This window comes from Candidatus Melainabacteria bacterium, from assembly GCA_003963305.1.
Classification (GTDB): Bacteria; Cyanobacteriota; Vampirovibrionia; order Obscuribacterales; family Obscuribacteraceae; genus PALSA-1081.
Genome location: RXJR01000015.1, coordinates 167875 through 183606 on the forward strand (window position 1 = coordinate 167875; position 15732 = coordinate 183606).

Below are 15732 nucleotides of genomic sequence, written 5' to 3' on the forward strand. Positions count from 1 at the left end.
CGGTTTTAGCCGGTAACGTCCACAGATACGGGGTTTAACAAAATGGAAGTATCCCACAGATTGAAAGCGATTCCTCCCTACGTTTTCGCGGAGATCGACAAGAAACGACAAGCTGTCGTTGCTCGAGGCGTAGACGTAATCAATCTCGGTATCGGCGACCCCGATCAACCAACACCGCGCCACATCGTCGATGCGATGCATGAAGCGCTGGAAAAACCGATCAATCACCACTATCCGCCGTTCGGTGGCATGAAGGAATACAAAGAAGCAGCTGCTGAATGGATCAAGAAGCGCTTTGGAGTAACTGTCGACCCAGCCACAGAGGTCACCTCGCTGATCGGCTCGAAGGAAGGTCTCCACAACACCATCATGGCGTTCATCGACAGCGGCGACGTCGGGCTCATCCCTGATCCGGGATATCCGGTCTACCAGACATCAATCTTGCTGGCCGGCGGAACTCCGTATTTCATGCCGCTTAAACCAGAAAACAAGTTTCTGCCAGACCTGGACGCCATTCCAGAGGAAGTCTGCAAAAAAGCCAAGTTGATTCTGTTCAACTATCCAAACAATCCGACTGCCGGAGTCGCTGATATGGCGTTCTTCGAGAAGGCTGTTGCTTTCGCCAAGAAGCATGACATTTTGCTCTGTCACGACCTCTCGTACTCCGAAATGACATTCGACGGCTACAAAGCTCCATCGATTCTCCAGGTGCCAGGCGCCAAAGACATCGCTATCGAGCTGCACACGCTCTCCAAAACATACAACATGACGGGATGGAGAATTGGTTTTGCCATCGGCAATGCGCAGGCAATCAAGGCTCTAGCCAGCTTGAAATCAAACGTCGACACCGATGTCTTCAAAGCGATTCAAGTTGCTGCAGTAGCCGCTTTCACCGGACCAACAGACTTCATCGACCACTGCAACAAACTGTATGTGGAGCGCCGCGACCTCGCCATCAAGTGCCTGGGCGAATTGGGTTGGAATATCCCACCGCAAAAGGCGACATTCTACATGTGGCTGCCCACACCCAAAGGCGTCAGCTCTGCCGACTTCTGCACGCAAATGCTGGAAGTAGCAGGCATCGTCGTGCCGCCTGGCACAGCCTACGGCCCCAACGGCGAAGGATTCTTCCGCATGTCGTTGTGCACAGACGTAGTGCGCTTGCAGGAAGCGTTCGATCGCATGAAGAAGCACTCGATCACTTTCGACATGGGCAAAGCACCTGTCTAAGTAGCGATAATATTCGAAAAGAAGTCCCTCCTCGCCGGGGGACTTTTTTTGTGTTCAAATGCCGGGGAGTCCGTCATATAATACGGACTTCCGCTCCTGCAGGTACTCGTGACCACCGACACAAGAACAGTCGCATCTATCTGGGCACCGCTGCGCCGGCCGGTTTTTCGCGCTTTGTGGTGGACCAGTGTGGTCTCGTCCGTCGGGCTATGGATGCAAGACATAGCACAATCATGGCTCATAACATCGCTCGCACCATCACCGGTGATGGTGTCACTCGTACAGACCGCGACATATTTACCATTTTTCCTGCTTGCCATACCGGCAGGTGCAGTTGCAGATGTAGTCGACAGACGCATTTTGTTGCTTACATCAATGCTGTGGATCTGCACGGCAGTAGTCACACTGGGGCTGCTCACAATCAGCGGCTCGATGACAGCATGGCTGTTGATTGTGCTGATCTTCGTTTCAGGTCTGGGCTCGGCAATGAATTCACCAGCATGGAATTCACTGACACCAGAATTAGTGCCAAAATCCGAATTGGAATCAGCTGTTGCCCTGGGCGGTGCCGGGTTCAACTGCGCCCGCGGAGTAGGCGCCGCACTGGGAGGTTTGTTGGTGGCACAGCTCGGTGCAGGCTGGGTGCTGCTCATAAATGCCATGCTCATGAGCCTCGTGTGGACAGCAATTTTCAGATGGAAGCGAGAGCCGGTAGTAAACGAAGTGCCTGAGAGGGTGCTTGGCGCAATGCGCGCCGGAATTCGCTACGTGCGGCATTCCAAGCCACTTCGTCACGTCCTGGCTCGTACCGGAATTTTTGTCTTCAGCGCCAGCTGTCTCTGGGCGCTGCTACCATTACTGGCTCGAAAAATCATGAATCTGGATTCGACGCAGTACGGTCTCATCATCAGTATGTTCGGATTGGGCACCCTATCTGGTGCAACACTCCTGCCGCAGTTCCGAAAGTCCGTGTCACTAGATGTTCTGGCAGCCACAGGCACTGCACTCTTCGCGGTAGGAATGGCAAGCGTTGCGTTTTTCAGCTCTTATCACGTGGCATTAATAGCGATGCTGCTCAGCGGCGCTGGTTGGATATTTGCATGCAATGCCATTAATTCAGCAATGCTGATGGCATCACCTTCATGGGTGAGAGCGCGCTCTGTAGCCATGTATTTGCTAGTCTTTCAAGGCTGCCTGGCTTTTGGCAGTCTGTGCTGGGGATTTGTGGCGCAAAAATTCGACATGCCACATGCGATGTTGGGTGCAAGCCTGGGACTTGTGGCGAGTCTCGCCATCGGCATCAAGTATAAGTTGACGGCAGTGGAAAAGCTGGACATGCGAATGTCCGGACCCTGGCCGAAGGTTGAGACTACAGTCACCCCGCACCCAGACCACGGTCCCGTTTTAATAACCATCGAATATCACGTCGACCAGGAGAGTATCAATGAGTTTTTCGATGCTATCGGAGCTCTGGAAAAGCAAAGACGCAGAAATGGTGCCTTCCAATGGCACCTCTTCATCGATCTGTCTACACCAGGAGTCTACGTCGAATCTTACTTCGTAGAGACCTGGGCCGAGCATCTGCGCCTGCGAGACCGGGCTACTCTTGATGACATCACCGCGGAAAAACGAGTCTATGCCTGCCATACAGGCGACTGCGAACCAAGGGTAAAACATATGGTGACAGAACGACGACGAAAAAAAACGAAGGAGTAAAAATGAGCGGCATAGTTACTTTGCGAGAACAAAATTTCAAAGTAGACCTCAAACCTGGCTCAATGCCTGTCTTTTGTGCCGAGCCAGACAACAGCACCAGGCTGCCTGGATTGATCCTGATTCACGAAATCTTCGGCGTCAACGATCACATACGAGACCTGGCAAGAAGATTCGCCGAACATGGAATCAGAGTTTATGCACCGGACCTTTTTGCACGCTCGGAACTGTTTCCCGCAAGCGAAGCGGATCGAGACAATCTTGATGTGATGCGACAGGCGTGGAACTCAATTCCGGACAGTCAAATCATGGCCGACCTCGATGCCCTGTTCACGCACATCCAATCACAAGAAAACATCAACGGAAAGACAGGAGCAATAGGCTTTTGCATGGGCGGAGCGATAGCACTTTTACTCGCTTGCCACGAGCCCAAGCTGGCATACGTCGTCGATTTCTATGGACGAATTCGATACGGTTTCACGTCTAAAACAAAGCCGAAAGATCCAATCGAGTATCTCGTCCCGCTCAAGGCTCCTCTTCTTGGATTGTTCGCGGGCAAAGACGAGTTGATTACAGCAGACCATATAGAAGAGTTTTCACAGCGACTGCAAAAGCTGGAAAAATCATATCAGCTCAAAGTCTACGAAAACGCACCGCACGCCTTCTTCAACGATCGAAGACCGCATTACAATAGAGAAGCCAGCGAAGACGCATGGCAGCTAACTCTGGCATTTATAAAGAAACATAGTAAAGAGGAACGACTCGGCCCATTGTGAATCGTTCCTATTTTAATGGAAGTGCTATAGCCAGTGAAATCTAGCCACACGTTCAGAACTTTTAAAAGAAGTGTCGAGGCATCACTGAAGGCTCTGGCACCTGCAGGGTCGATATCGTCAGTCTTCCCATCTACCGAATTCATCACCTGCATTATCCTTGTAGCACTGAAGGTACTCGAGGCACGCAATCAACTGGATCGGTTGAATTGTGTCGAGTCACAGCTCTCAAAAGTCGGTTCACTTCGCCCGATGATCGACCAGTTGTGCCAGACCGTTAACATGACCGCCCCGAATGAAATTCGCCTATCTACAACCGAAAACGACTTTCCTTCGGAATCTCAAATAGCAGAGGCGCTGAGACATCTTGAACAAACACCGTCGGAAACATGGCAAAACGATCTGACCATAGGCTATGCATATCAGTTTCTTTCAATGCAAGCAAGAAAGAACGCACAGGCAAATATCCAGACGGCCAATAAGGAATTCTCAAAAACAGACATGATTGCCTTCACTCAGTTGTATACACCAGACTGGGTCGTCGACTTTCTCCTTGCCAATTGCGCTCTGCCGCAGCTTGAGCCGGCGTTTGCGAATCAGGCACCGAACGCTTATAGAATCTGGCAAGTGAACGCTCCTATCAACACGCACAGCATAACAAAGAGCCGAAAAGAGACGGCTCACCGAACTGCTTCGGATCTCACCATCCTTGACCCCGCATGTGGTGCCGGTAACTTCCTGGTGCGTGCGCTCGATTTATCAATCAACCTTCATCTAAAAGCTGGACTCTCGGCAGAGAAAAGCGTGCAACTGGCTCAGAAACGTAACGTCTACGGTGCTGATATCGACATAGCTGCATTGTGGATTACTTGTCTTTCTCTTTTGATCAAGTGTTTTCAGTATTCGAAAAATGCACCCTCTGATTTCTTCAATGTAGCAATTGCGAAAAGCCAACAGTCTCCAGACGGTGACCACAGAAACGATTTGCTGGGCAGCCTGGCGCGAGATTTTGAAGCTCCCCATGTTCTGTCCCAGAAATATGCCGTCGTGCTTATGAATCCGCCGTATATTGGCCGCAAGTTGATGAGCAGACAGCTCAAGTCAGCATTGAAAAGTGAATATCCAGATAGTCACAGCGATATCAGCGCAGCATTCATAGAACGTTCTTTGGAATTGCTGGAAGATTGTGGCAGCCTGGGCACCATAACCCAGGCATCTGTCTTGACACTGCCAAGCTACGGCAAACTGCGCAAAACCATACTGACTAAATATCACATATTTTCTTGTGCAGATGCCGGTTCAGGCGTATTTCCGCTACAAGGTGGAGACAAAGTAAACAGCGCTCTTTTAGTAATCGAAAACAAGGCGCAACCGTCAACAACTTCGAATTTTTTCGATTTGCGCCTGCACAAAGACAAGCCACAAGAGCTACTCTGCCAGCTTAAGTTGCTCAACGATCAAAAAAACGGATCTTACTTCCGTCACGATCAAAGAATGTTTCTCGAAGAGCATGAAAATGCCATCAAATACGCCTGCCCTGGAGTCATTCTCGCACTATCAAGACAAGTGCCGACACTGTCGGAAATCGCCGAAATTCGCCAGGGTCTAGCTACGTCTGACAACGAGCGCTTTATCAAAAAAATCGACGATGTTCCTGCGGAGCTAATCGGCAGCACCTGGGTCCCATACGTAAAAGGTGCTGGTGCAGATCGGTGGTTCAGCCCGGTCGTGCATGTGGTGAACTGGGAAAATGACGGCAGAGAGATCAAAGAAGCAGTGAGCGCAGCGTATCCATACTTAAATGGAAACATCAAATGGGTCGTAAAAAATGAACAGTTTTATTTCCGCTCCGGACTCTGTTTTTCTTTTGTAAATACAGGTAATCTGGCGGTGCGAAAACTGCCTGCCGGCTGTATCTTCGACGTAGGCGCCTCTGCTGTCTTCGTAAATGAAGGCGTTGACGAAGACTTTCTTCTTGCTTACCTGAATTCTTCACTGATTGCGGCGATTGCCAAATCAATCAATCCCACAATCAACTTTCAAGTAGGCGACCTTAAGCGGTTGCCTTTATTTCCGCTCGATCTGGAGCAGCGGCAAAAACTGTCTGACATTTCAAAAGAATGCCAACGATTAGCCAGACGATTGCATGATAAATTACAAGCAGATCCGGTGACGGCTGGGCGCACGCACCAGGCGCAGCAATATGTCGCACCGGACAGGGGCGAAGCACAATTGACTGATTTGGAAAAGCAGAACGACGAAATCGTCTTGAGCGCATTCGTGAAAGCTTTCGCATTGACCTCAGACCAACAAGCAGAAGTAGAGTCATGGGTGCGCCGTGTTACCGGCAAGACAAAATAATCTGTTCGTCTGACACACCTTTGACATAACTTTGCAGTAAGTTCATCTAGTCCACCCCAATTACTAGAAATAAGGCAGTCCTACATCCGCAGATTCGGAACACGATGTCCAGCTGGGTCAACCAGCTGTGCAAATCGGCGCGTTCAATAGATCTGGTCTAATCGACGTGATCATATCGACGTGTTCATATCAACGTTGTTCTGCATGCGCGGGATGATAGCGCGCTGCCTTGATTCTAATAACCCGAGATAACCTATGAAGAAAATTCCGCGCAAGATTCTATTTATATGCAGGCAGGAACAATTACCAATCCATGCTGTTCTAAACCATGCAGCGACCTTACTCATCATCGCTTTATCAACTTTCTACTCCCCAGCCCTGGCCGCCACTTCATCAATCAACGATACTGAGAGCCTCTGCCCAAAGACTGACAACAGTATCCGCGTGCTCATAGCAAATTCACTACCAATGCAAGCAGTGGCTGAAAGTGATGATGTTGTGAATGGAAACAATAATTCCATCGATGCAGCCGATACATCAGATACATCAGATACAGCGGATACCTCAGATACAGTCGACACTGTCGGTACCGTTAGTCCTGTAGCTCCTGGGGTGCAAGGCAATACCGGAGCCAGAGCTCGTATTGCTTCTTCACTACCAATTACGGCAACACCGAAAATTGACATGACAGCGAGACAGAACGTAGTTCGGCCCGACTTCATTCCAATTTCAGCCTTTACTAATGATGAAATGGTGGCACCTTACCACGAACTCACAAGTAGCGCGACCGCGTCTCAAGAATTACCGAAGCGCATCAAACTGGATCCGAAAGTGGCGCGACACTGGACCGGCACGAAAGTGGAGCCATTCTGGGTCACAACCACTCCTGACAAAAGTCACCCGGGCACGTATTCATTTTGCAGCGAGACGGAAGGTGGACCCAGAGGTTGGTTGCAGCACACTGGTGAATGCAGCGCCTGGGGACATCCGGAATACAGATACTGGTTCGATCCAGGCTAAGTCAGAACCTTCAGCGCCCCTTCCACCATAAAAGGACCAGTTGTCGAGGTGCATATGATTTGCCAGACGCCTTAAAATGGAATGGTAAACGTAACGGCGCCTGAAAGTGAACCGAATTAGACAGAAAACACAAACCAAAATCGTCCTGGCGGTGGCAGTTTTTGCAACACTAACAGGCACGTTGTCGGCAGAGGGCGCACCCCCATCTAAAGCAGACAATCAGGCAGCGATTCGACAAATAATTGCTCAATATGCCAATGATGCAAATCAGGATATTGAGGATCCTCTTCACACACCAGATCCCAAAAGTCGTTCTAGAGAACTTGTGAAGTTGGGATGGGAGTTTTTAAAAGTTGGAGACGTTAAAAGTGCCATGAAGAAATTTCTTCTGGCTGTGAAGATGGACGAAGATAACGCCTCGGCATATTTTGCCGCCGGTTTCGAGTGCAGCATCGAAGATTGTCTGGATGAGGCAATCACTTTCTACCGGCTGGCCTTAAAACGCGACAACACCTCTGCTCCGACGTACGCAAACTTAGCCAAAGCACTACTACTGCAAGATAAATATTCGAAAGAGGCTCCACAACTTTTAGACGCGGCAATACAAGCTGACCCAAAGTATCCGGAATCATACGTTACTTATGCACGCTATCTTGCGGATCGTGATGACTGGACCGACGCCGGCTCAAAAATGGAACAAGCTATTGCGTTGGGTCATCAAGTTGATTCATCGGTTAGAAAGGACTTCAAAAAGCACGGCATCTATCTGAGCGGCAGCCACTAGATGGCCTTGTCTCATCAATAGTCGGCGAACTTGAAGCTTAGCCGAAGAGTGTATATATTGTTCAACCATGGAAACATTTTTCGACGGCGTTTTGATCATCGGCGGCAGCCTCGCCCTTGCGCTGGGAGGCATGTGGATTGTCAGGACCAAAATAGCTCGCGAGAGTTTATTGGAAAACCACGAAGTAGCCGGTTACATGCTGTCGATCGTGGGAACCCTATACGCCATTCTTCTGGGCTTGATTGTAGTCAACGTGCAAACAAAGTTTGAAGTTGCGAACCAGATGGCGGTCACGGAAGCAAACTGTCTGTCAGATTTAGCCCATCTCGCCGCTCTTTACTCAGAATCGACACGCAAACAAATTCACAAACATCTTTACGATTATGCATCCGCCGCACGAGACCAGGACTGGTCTGCAGTTTCCACCGGCAAAGCAAAGGAAGCGACAATTCCCTCTTACCGGGCACTATGGAAAACAATCAACAAGATGGAGTTGTCGGGAAACAAACAGGAAAGCGGCTTTTCCAATATTCTCACTACAATGGCGCAACTTTCCGATGCCCGCCGATTCCGCATGGTGGCAAGCCAGAACGGATTGTCTCCGATACTATGGGCGGTGCTGATTATCGGAGAGGTCTTGATCGTCTGGTTCACCTATTTCTTTTTCGTAGAAAACATCAAAGCCCAGGTGATTATGACAAGTTTCGTCGTCGTGTTTTTGTCACTCAACTTGCTTTTGGTTTTTCTCTACGACAATCCCTATAGAAGCGAATTAGGGGCACGAAATGCCGGTGTGACGTTTCATCCCGAATGGTTTCTAGAAAATCCGGAACCAGCAAAAGCTGGCGGAGACACTTTACCCTCGGCTGAACACACAAAATCTGACGTCGACTCCAGGCCAACGGATGAACCATCAAGATAGGCAAGCTAAGAATCTTGAATTCCAACAAAGGCATAACTAATATGAGACTAAATATGCAGAAAGAAGTTTTCGCAATTGCACTTTCTACGGTATTGATGATGGCGCTGCAGGGAACGCCGAGCCTCGCGCAAGCGCAAACACTTGCGCCAACGGCTACGCCAGATTCGGTGCCTGGTCCCACGCCAGCAACTGACGCAGAGTCACTTGCAATCGCTAAGTCCGTCGACCAACTCGTGCTGAGCGAACTGAGTCAACAGAATATTCCCGGATATGCGCTTGCCGTAATCAAAGACGGCAAATTGATTGTACACCGCGGCTATGGCGTCATGGACCTGCAAACGCAACAACCAGTGACACCGCAGACGGTGTTCGGATTAGCGTCTCTGACCAAAACCTTTACAGCATTAACTCTGCTCACCCTTGTTGACCAGGGTAAAGTGGGTCTTGATGATACGCTCGATATGTACGTCTCTGACCTGACCAAGCCGTATCAAAAGCTGACGATACGCCAGTTAGCTTCAATGACGGCCGGAGTGCCAAAAGAACTCGCACAAGAAGTCGAATGGAAAAACCAATTGCCGATTCTGGTTAACACTCCGCTGGTATCCGAACCGGGTACGGCATTTTTATATTCCAATTTCAGCTACAGACTGCTGGGCGATGTAATCCAGAAAGCCTCGAGCAGGCCGTATTTCGAGTTGGTTCGAGAACGAATCTTTACCCCGTTGCAAATGACTTCAAGCGGCACCACGGTGGAGTTTCAATCAAGCGGTTTGCTTGCCTCACCATATGGCGACAATAATGGGCAAGCACAGGTGCACCCTGTTCAATACAAGAGCCCGGCAATTTCTTTTTCAGCAGGAATGCTTGCCAGCACTGTCGATGATTTACTCAAATATTCACAAGCATTATTGAGCAGGCAGTTACTTTCACCAGCATCCTATCAAACCCTCTGGTATCAACGTCCTCCCCTACCAGGAGGCGCACCATCGCCCTGGGCCTTCGGCTGGTCATCGAAAGTCGATCCTAAGTACGGCACTCGCATAGTAGCAATGAATGGTGGCACGCCCGGTGTCGCATCGACAATAATTCTATTGCCCGAAAAAAATTGTGCAGTGGTTTCGCTGTGTAATTTGAGAAAGCCAGCGGTGCCAGCCATTGCAAGAAAAGTAGCGAGTCTCGTATTTTCGGTGGAGCCCGCATCGAGCACCTCCCAAACACCACCATCAGAAGAACAAACTGGCGAATAAAGACCTGCCATATCACTTCATTTGATTAGATATTACTTCTCAGTTTATCTATCACAGTGTGGTCGAAAGCCCACATGCCTGACCAACAAATCATTATCCGAAAGCTCTATCATATTCATGAGCGTGTATAGTGGATACATGGTCGATCGGTTATTGGAGAAATTATGCCGAGCAGTTTCCAGGACGACAAAATCAAGTTAGCAGAAGAAGCAAAATCCAGTCTGGACATGGCTAGAGAACTAGCGGATTCTGGCAAGTACTATGAGACTCTTGAATGTTATCTATTTGCCTTCGACAATAGCTGGGCGGTCGATGAATGGGATGGAGCCAGGCTTTCAATAATCCCAGCCGAGATCATGTTATTGAGTGAGCACTTCCCCGCTGCGCGTCGAGCACTGCAAATCAGACGAGACGCAACGGAAAATCAAATCAGAAACGGTAATCGAGATGAAGCTGTAGTAGCAGAGTGGTCTTCACTAAACCACCATCTAGAAGAACAAGAGCGCGAGATCGCCCTTTTAAATGAACTAGAAGATAAGAGCACCGAAACAGAAGCACTCAAGAAGACTATCGTCAGATCAAACTATGACAAGCTTCTGGACGAAGAAAACTACGCGATTCTATCTGAACATTTTGACGAACTCAGGCATCGCTTAGAATCCACAATATCGCATTACCAAACGCTTCTTCAAAAGCCACCTTATTGGGCATCTCAGCATGAAATGTGGAGAGCTACAATGTGCGCACAAGGTTCAAAATTGTACCAGGTGGCACTATCGACAAACCGACAAGCGCAAGCGGAAGAAATCTGTGAGCAAGTGTTCCGGTACTGCAATAATGCGCTCGCATTCAATCTGTTTATCACAGCCGCTCTCAAGGTCGGAAATCAGAGTAAAGCAGCCGAATTACAGCAACAAGCGAAAAAATCACTCAGCACCGACGAGGCGAGTAAAGTGGTCTGCTAGTTCTGTGCTATCCGTGTGCTAGTGGTCTGCTAGTTCTGTGCTATCTGTGTGCTAGTGATGTGCGAACCACTGTGCTAGTAGCTGTGTTGAATTCGCTCGTAGTCGTTTTTCACCCAGTTGTAGCCTGGTTTGATGTCTGTAGCAGCGACATAGTCCGCTTCAAAACTAACGCTTTGCCTCTCTGACTGGCCTGGGAAAGTGAGTCCTGGATTGCCGTTCAAGGCATTAACTGCGGCGAGTAATCCACGGTCAAATTCATAATTACCGCTGGAACGAACCATGCGTGGTGTAATCTGATGATCGCGAGTAACAGTGATACTCAAAGTAGCTTCACCAGGCACAGAGGCAATATTGCTCCAGGTTTGATAAATTGCAGCACTGAGCTGTTTATGCCAGGCTTCCCAGGCTAGTGTCAATTCTTTCGAACCTCGCTCAGCACCCAGGTCGAATTTCGAATTTGGAATGCTGCCGAATTGCGCTGGTTGAAGAAGTCCCAGCTTTCCATCGCTTCTAACAGCTGAACCAATCAGCGGTTTGAACGCTGAGGTGTCAACAAGACCTGTAATTGTCTTCCCACGGAAATCAGGCGCCGGCATTGGGCGAACTAAACGCAATGGAGCGGTATTCGAAACTCCGCCCGACTGGGAATTGTCCGGGCGACCCAGTCGCAAAATCTCATCGTCTTTAGAGGCGGAGCCATGCAACAATTCGCACTCGCCCGGAACAGCGACGTTAGAGACGATGAACAATACAACAGCAAACAGACTGGTGCTCACAGACTTTCTTTTTACCGTGCCCATAGTCTTCACCCCGACTCTAATATCCGCCCATGAATAATCCCAGTGCAGCTCCCATCAAGGCGCCTTTCATTGCCGAACTTTTCATATTGCCACTGTGCCCCATGCCACTGTACATGGCACCAGCGGCGGCACCAGCCAGTCCACCGATCGCAGCACGTTTGATTCTGGTGCTGGAGCCTCCGTAACGTCCACCGTACATTGAGTTGTAGCCACTGTAGCGAACGCCGCCGCCAAGCATCGAGCCCATGGAACCAGCTCCCAGCAAACCAATGCCCAGCCCGCCGAGACTACCAAGCCCACCGAGTCCGCCCAGACCTCCTAACATGCTGGAGCTTCCCGTCGAACTTATGTTGCCATACTGGATGCCACCAGGAGTGTTGTTGCTGAACTCATCGTCAAAGTTGGTGCTCTGACCGTTGGCAATGCCGGAAAATGGAGTCAACTGTCCGGCAGAATTTCCATTGCCTGAGCTTGCGCCCGAGTTTCCACTATTGCTGCCGTAGGAACCAGTGCCACCACTATTGTTGCCGTAGGATGATCCGGAACTTGCTCCGCCTGTAAATCCAGTCAGCTGCCCGGCACGTCCACGATGGCGATCGGGCGCGGCGGCAGGAAAACCGTCATCAGAAGAATTTTGACTCGAGCCGCTATTCGCAATCTGATTTAAACTTGCCAGCGCATCTTTGTAGAGAGAATTGCCTGGGTCGCTCGCAATCGCATTATTGTATGCAGCTCGTGCTCTTGCGTAGTCCCCCTTCCCTTTATAGGCTTGACCAAGAGCGTACAGTACGTCACCGTCATTTGGTGCTTGCTGCGAAACATATTGTAAATTGGAAATTGCCCTGTCGTAATCATGATTCTTGTAAGCCGTTGCAGCACTGTCAATCATTTGCTTCAAGCTTGCTTGCTTGCGTTGTTCTTGTTGTTCGAGAGCAGCTTGTTGGGCGACCTGCTGCTGACGCTGTTGTGCGCTGGCTTTGTCTTGCAACTTAGTTTCAATGCTTGAAATCGCACTGGCGAGGTCGGTGTCTGAGGGATTGATACGCGCAGCCGCTTTATAGTTACTCAACGCGGATTGCAAGTCACCCCGCCCCTCAGCTATTACGGCCAGGTTGTAATAGGCATCTGCACTGTTTTTATTGATACTGAGCGCTTTGCGAAATTGTTTTTCTGCTTCGTCAGTTTTTCCTTGAGAATATAAACGCATGGCATTACGGAGAGTCTCTTTCTCTGCATCACCAGCGGCGGTGATAGACGGTGCATCACTGCTATAAGAATCAGGCGCAGGAGAAGGAGAAGAATCAGCTCGCCTCCCGTTGGAAGTATCTAGTTGTGGAGCCATGGCGGGCAAAAGCAAATTGTCATTTTTGGAACCACCCAGAGCTTTCGAAATCTCAGACTCACGGTAAGCGGTGCTGCCTGAATGCACCTTTCCAAACAAATTCATCTCCAGGTCTTTCAAGCGGGCGTTTTCGCTCAGCTTCGGATGTGTCTCGCCGAACACCACCTTTTCGAAGTTATCCAAGGAGCTATTGCCCTGGGCAGCGGCATAGACCATCGTCACATTACCGGCCAAAAGCAGCAAGCTTTGTGAAAGACAGATTACAGATCGACTGAAGCGACTTCGAAAGTTCATTCCTACCTGCCCGTAGTAGCGGCCATTGCCATGGGCACACAGCCCGGCGCCGATAAATTTTGAGACGCTACGGCCGATGCGATGTTCCGCTGGCAGAGGCTGAAGACAGAACTAGCGGGTTGTGAGCACTTCCTGGCGCTTTTCATCAGTTGGTTGGGTTTCCGGAGAAGGCGGGACAGGAAAAACGATTCTCACACTCGCACCGTGACCACCGGGTCCTTCACCAACGATGACTTCGGCACGATGAATATTGGCAATTTCTCGTACGATAGCTAGACCAAGACCGCTACCGCTCGCACTGGCACTACGATCGCTCAAACGATAAAACCGCTCGAAGACTCTTTCACGCTCATCAGCGGGGATACCTGGTCCATCGTCTTCAATAATGAGTTCTGGATTTCTCTTCTCGCCATTCTCACGACGAGGCTCGATTCGCACAGTAACATGACCGCCGGGCGGAGTGTAAAGCACAGCATTGTCAATCAAATTCGCAGCCAGTTCGTGCAAGCTCGATTGATCGCCAAGAACGTGTAGAGGTTGTGAAGTCCCTTCAAACCCTAAATCAATGTTTTTGCGAATTGCCTCAGGAACAAACTCTTTAGTGGCATTGCGCGCAATAACATTTAGGTCCACCGGCTGAAACATCTCAAGGTTTGCTGCGCCCGGCTCAGACCGAGCCAGAGCAAGTAATTGATTCGCCAGGCGAGCAGCTCGTTCAGCCCCCGTGCGAATCAATGCAAGCGCATGCTGAACATCAGCCGGGTCAGTCTGTCGCAGCGCCAACTCGGTTTGCGTTTTCAGCCCGGCAATTGGCGTGCGCAACTGATGCGCAGCATTTGCTACGAAACGGCGCTGCGCCTGCATGTCATCTTGCAGGCGTTGAAGTAACTCGTTGATAGCTGTTACTAGCGGTCGAACCTCTTTAGGCACATCTTCGACAGCAATTGGTCCGAGGTCGACAGGCGTTCGGCTAGCGACAGCGTCTCTCAATTTGTTCAGCGGTCGCAAACCACGACGCACACCGAGCAGCACAACCAGACCCGAAAGCGTGACAATTACAAACTGGGTGGTGAGAGTGCCAATCAAAATTTCGTCAGCAATTTGCTCTCTACCATGCAGCGTTTCAGCGACTTGAATGTAGAGATAGGTTCCCGGGTTTGCCGGCAGTTGATACCTGATGCTGGCGACACGAATCGGCTCTCCTTCGATCGTGGCATCGCGATAGTCAGCGGAATGATCGTTTTCATCGGCTTCTTCGAAGTTGGGCAGCGGCAGGTTCGCGTCGCCCGCAACGATGCGATGGTGCTCGTCCAAAACCTGGTACATAACCCGGTCTTTCATGTTGTCTTTGAGAATTGCCAGAGCTGCAGGAGGAATATCTACAGTTAAACGTCCGTCCTGCTTCTTAACGCATCCCGCGATTGAATAAACCGAGTCGAGCAAGGCTTTGTCGTAAGCATCTGTGGCCATGCGGATTGCCAACCCATATGTCAACGCCGCACCAACCAACAAAAGCACCAGAATTGGTACCACAAGCCAGGCGAGAAGCTGGGTCCGAATAGAAGGGTTCAATCGCCGTGTGTATAGCTTCATGACTGACTTTCCAACAAATATCCGAGACCACGAATAGTTCGTATGTTGACACCGGCAGGTTCCAACTTCTTGCGCAATCGATGCACATTTACTTCCATCGCATTATGACTGACTTCTTCGTCCCAGCCGTACATGTGCTCGATCAACTGCTCTTTGCTGACAATGCTGCCGCCACGTTGCAATAAAACTTCCAGGACGGCAAGCTCACGTGCCGATAGTTCAATTTGTTGATCGCCCACAGTGACACGGCGTCCAACCGTATCAAAGCGCAAAGGACCGTACACGACCTCAACGTTTTGATTAGTCCGTCCCCGTCTGAGCAGGGCTCTCACACGCGCTTCCAATTCCGGCAAATCGAACGGTTTAGTCATATAGTCGTCGGCGCCGAAGTCCAGACCGGTGACACGGTCTTCCAGGCGGTCGCGAGCGGTGAGAATCAAAACCGGAAGCATCTGATTTCGTGCTCTCAGACGACGCAAGACCTCCAGTCCATCGACTCGCGGAAGACCGAGGTCGAGAATGAGTAAATCGAAAGCAATCGTTTCCAACGCATGATCTGCATCTAATCCCGAACTGGTGTGATCTAGAGCATAGCCAGCCAGCCGCATTGCCCGAGCAATGCCGTCTGACAAAATCTCATCGTCTTCAACTAAAAGAATGCGCATGTCGAAAAATCCAGAATCGG

At 50.0% G+C, this 15732-nt stretch carries 13 protein-coding genes; 9 read left to right on the forward strand and 4 right to left on the reverse strand.

Translation table 11 applies throughout. The features are described 5' to 3' along the window. The first annotated feature begins 42 nt into the window (after positions 1 to 42). The 9 genes from EKK48_15825 (at position 43) to EKK48_15865 (ending at position 11018) form a co-directional block, all read left to right on the forward strand. Positions 43 to 1230 (forward strand): aminotransferase class I/II-fold pyridoxal phosphate-dependent enzyme, encoded by a 1188-nt coding sequence (locus EKK48_15825; GenBank protein RTL40725.1) that lies wholly within the window; start codon positions 43 to 45, stop codon positions 1228 to 1230. Between the two features lie 96 nt (positions 1231 to 1326). Further along, a complete protein-coding gene (locus tag EKK48_15830) occupies positions 1327 to 2946 on the forward strand; it encodes an MFS transporter (GenBank protein ID RTL40726.1) in 1620 nt (539 codons plus the stop codon). A gap of 2 nt (positions 2947 to 2948) precedes the next feature. Continuing rightward, the gene (locus tag EKK48_15835; protein RTL40727.1) at positions 2949 to 3719 is read left to right on the forward strand and encodes a dienelactone hydrolase family protein; all 771 of its coding nucleotides are present in this window, start codon (positions 2949 to 2951) and stop codon (positions 3717 to 3719) included. 33 nt (positions 3720 to 3752) lie between these two features. Next, on the forward strand, positions 3753 to 6077 hold the full coding sequence (locus EKK48_15840; protein ID RTL40728.1) for a hypothetical protein: 2325 nt from the start codon (positions 3753 to 3755) through the stop codon (positions 6075 to 6077). A 255-nt stretch (positions 6078 to 6332) separates the two neighbouring features. Then, positions 6333 to 7097 (forward strand): hypothetical protein, encoded by a 765-nt coding sequence (locus EKK48_15845; protein RTL40729.1) that lies wholly within the window; start codon positions 6333 to 6335, stop codon positions 7095 to 7097. A 106-nt stretch (positions 7098 to 7203) separates the two neighbouring features. Beyond that, positions 7204 to 7881 (forward strand): hypothetical protein, encoded by a 678-nt coding sequence (locus EKK48_15850; GenBank protein ID RTL40730.1) that lies wholly within the window; start codon positions 7204 to 7206, stop codon positions 7879 to 7881. A 67-nt stretch (positions 7882 to 7948) separates the two neighbouring features. Next, the gene (locus EKK48_15855; GenBank protein ID RTL40731.1) at positions 7949 to 8803 is read left to right on the forward strand and encodes a DUF4239 domain-containing protein; all 855 of its coding nucleotides are present in this window, start codon (positions 7949 to 7951) and stop codon (positions 8801 to 8803) included. A gap of 14 nt (positions 8804 to 8817) precedes the next feature. Further along, positions 8818 to 10053 carry a class A beta-lactamase-related serine hydrolase gene (locus EKK48_15860; protein RTL40732.1) on the forward strand — a complete coding sequence of 412 codons (1236 nt, stop codon included), beginning with the start codon at positions 8818 to 8820 and terminating at the stop codon, positions 10051 to 10053. Between the two features lie 164 nt (positions 10054 to 10217). Beyond that, positions 10218 to 11018 (forward strand): hypothetical protein, encoded by an 801-nt coding sequence (locus EKK48_15865; GenBank protein RTL40733.1) that lies wholly within the window; start codon positions 10218 to 10220, stop codon positions 11016 to 11018. Positions 11019 to 11092: 74 nt separating this feature from the next. Here EKK48_15865 and EKK48_15870 read toward each other — a convergent pair whose 3' ends face one another. The 4 genes from EKK48_15870 to EKK48_15885 all read right to left on the reverse strand — a co-directional run bounded on the left by EKK48_15870 (position 11093) and on the right by EKK48_15885 (position 15712). Continuing rightward, positions 11093 to 11818, reverse strand: a complete 726-nt coding sequence (locus EKK48_15870) for a hypothetical protein (GenBank protein ID RTL40734.1) — start codon at positions 11816 to 11818, stop codon at positions 11093 to 11095. 16 nt (positions 11819 to 11834) lie between these two features. Then, entirely contained in the window at positions 11835 to 13454 is a 1620-nt protein-coding gene (locus EKK48_15875) for a tetratricopeptide repeat protein (GenBank protein RTL40735.1), read from the reverse strand. Positions 13455 to 13565: 111 nt separating this feature from the next. Beyond that, positions 13566 to 15047: a sensor histidine kinase gene (locus tag EKK48_15880; GenBank protein RTL40736.1), complete on the reverse strand. Its 1482-nt coding sequence runs from the start codon at positions 15045 to 15047 to the stop codon at positions 13566 to 13568. After that, positions 15044 to 15712, reverse strand: a complete 669-nt coding sequence (locus tag EKK48_15885; protein ID RTL40737.1) for a response regulator transcription factor — start codon at positions 15710 to 15712, stop codon at positions 15044 to 15046. Before EKK48_15885 ends, EKK48_15880 begins: the two co-directional genes overlap by 4 nt. Positions 15713 to 15732 lie beyond the last annotated feature (20 nt).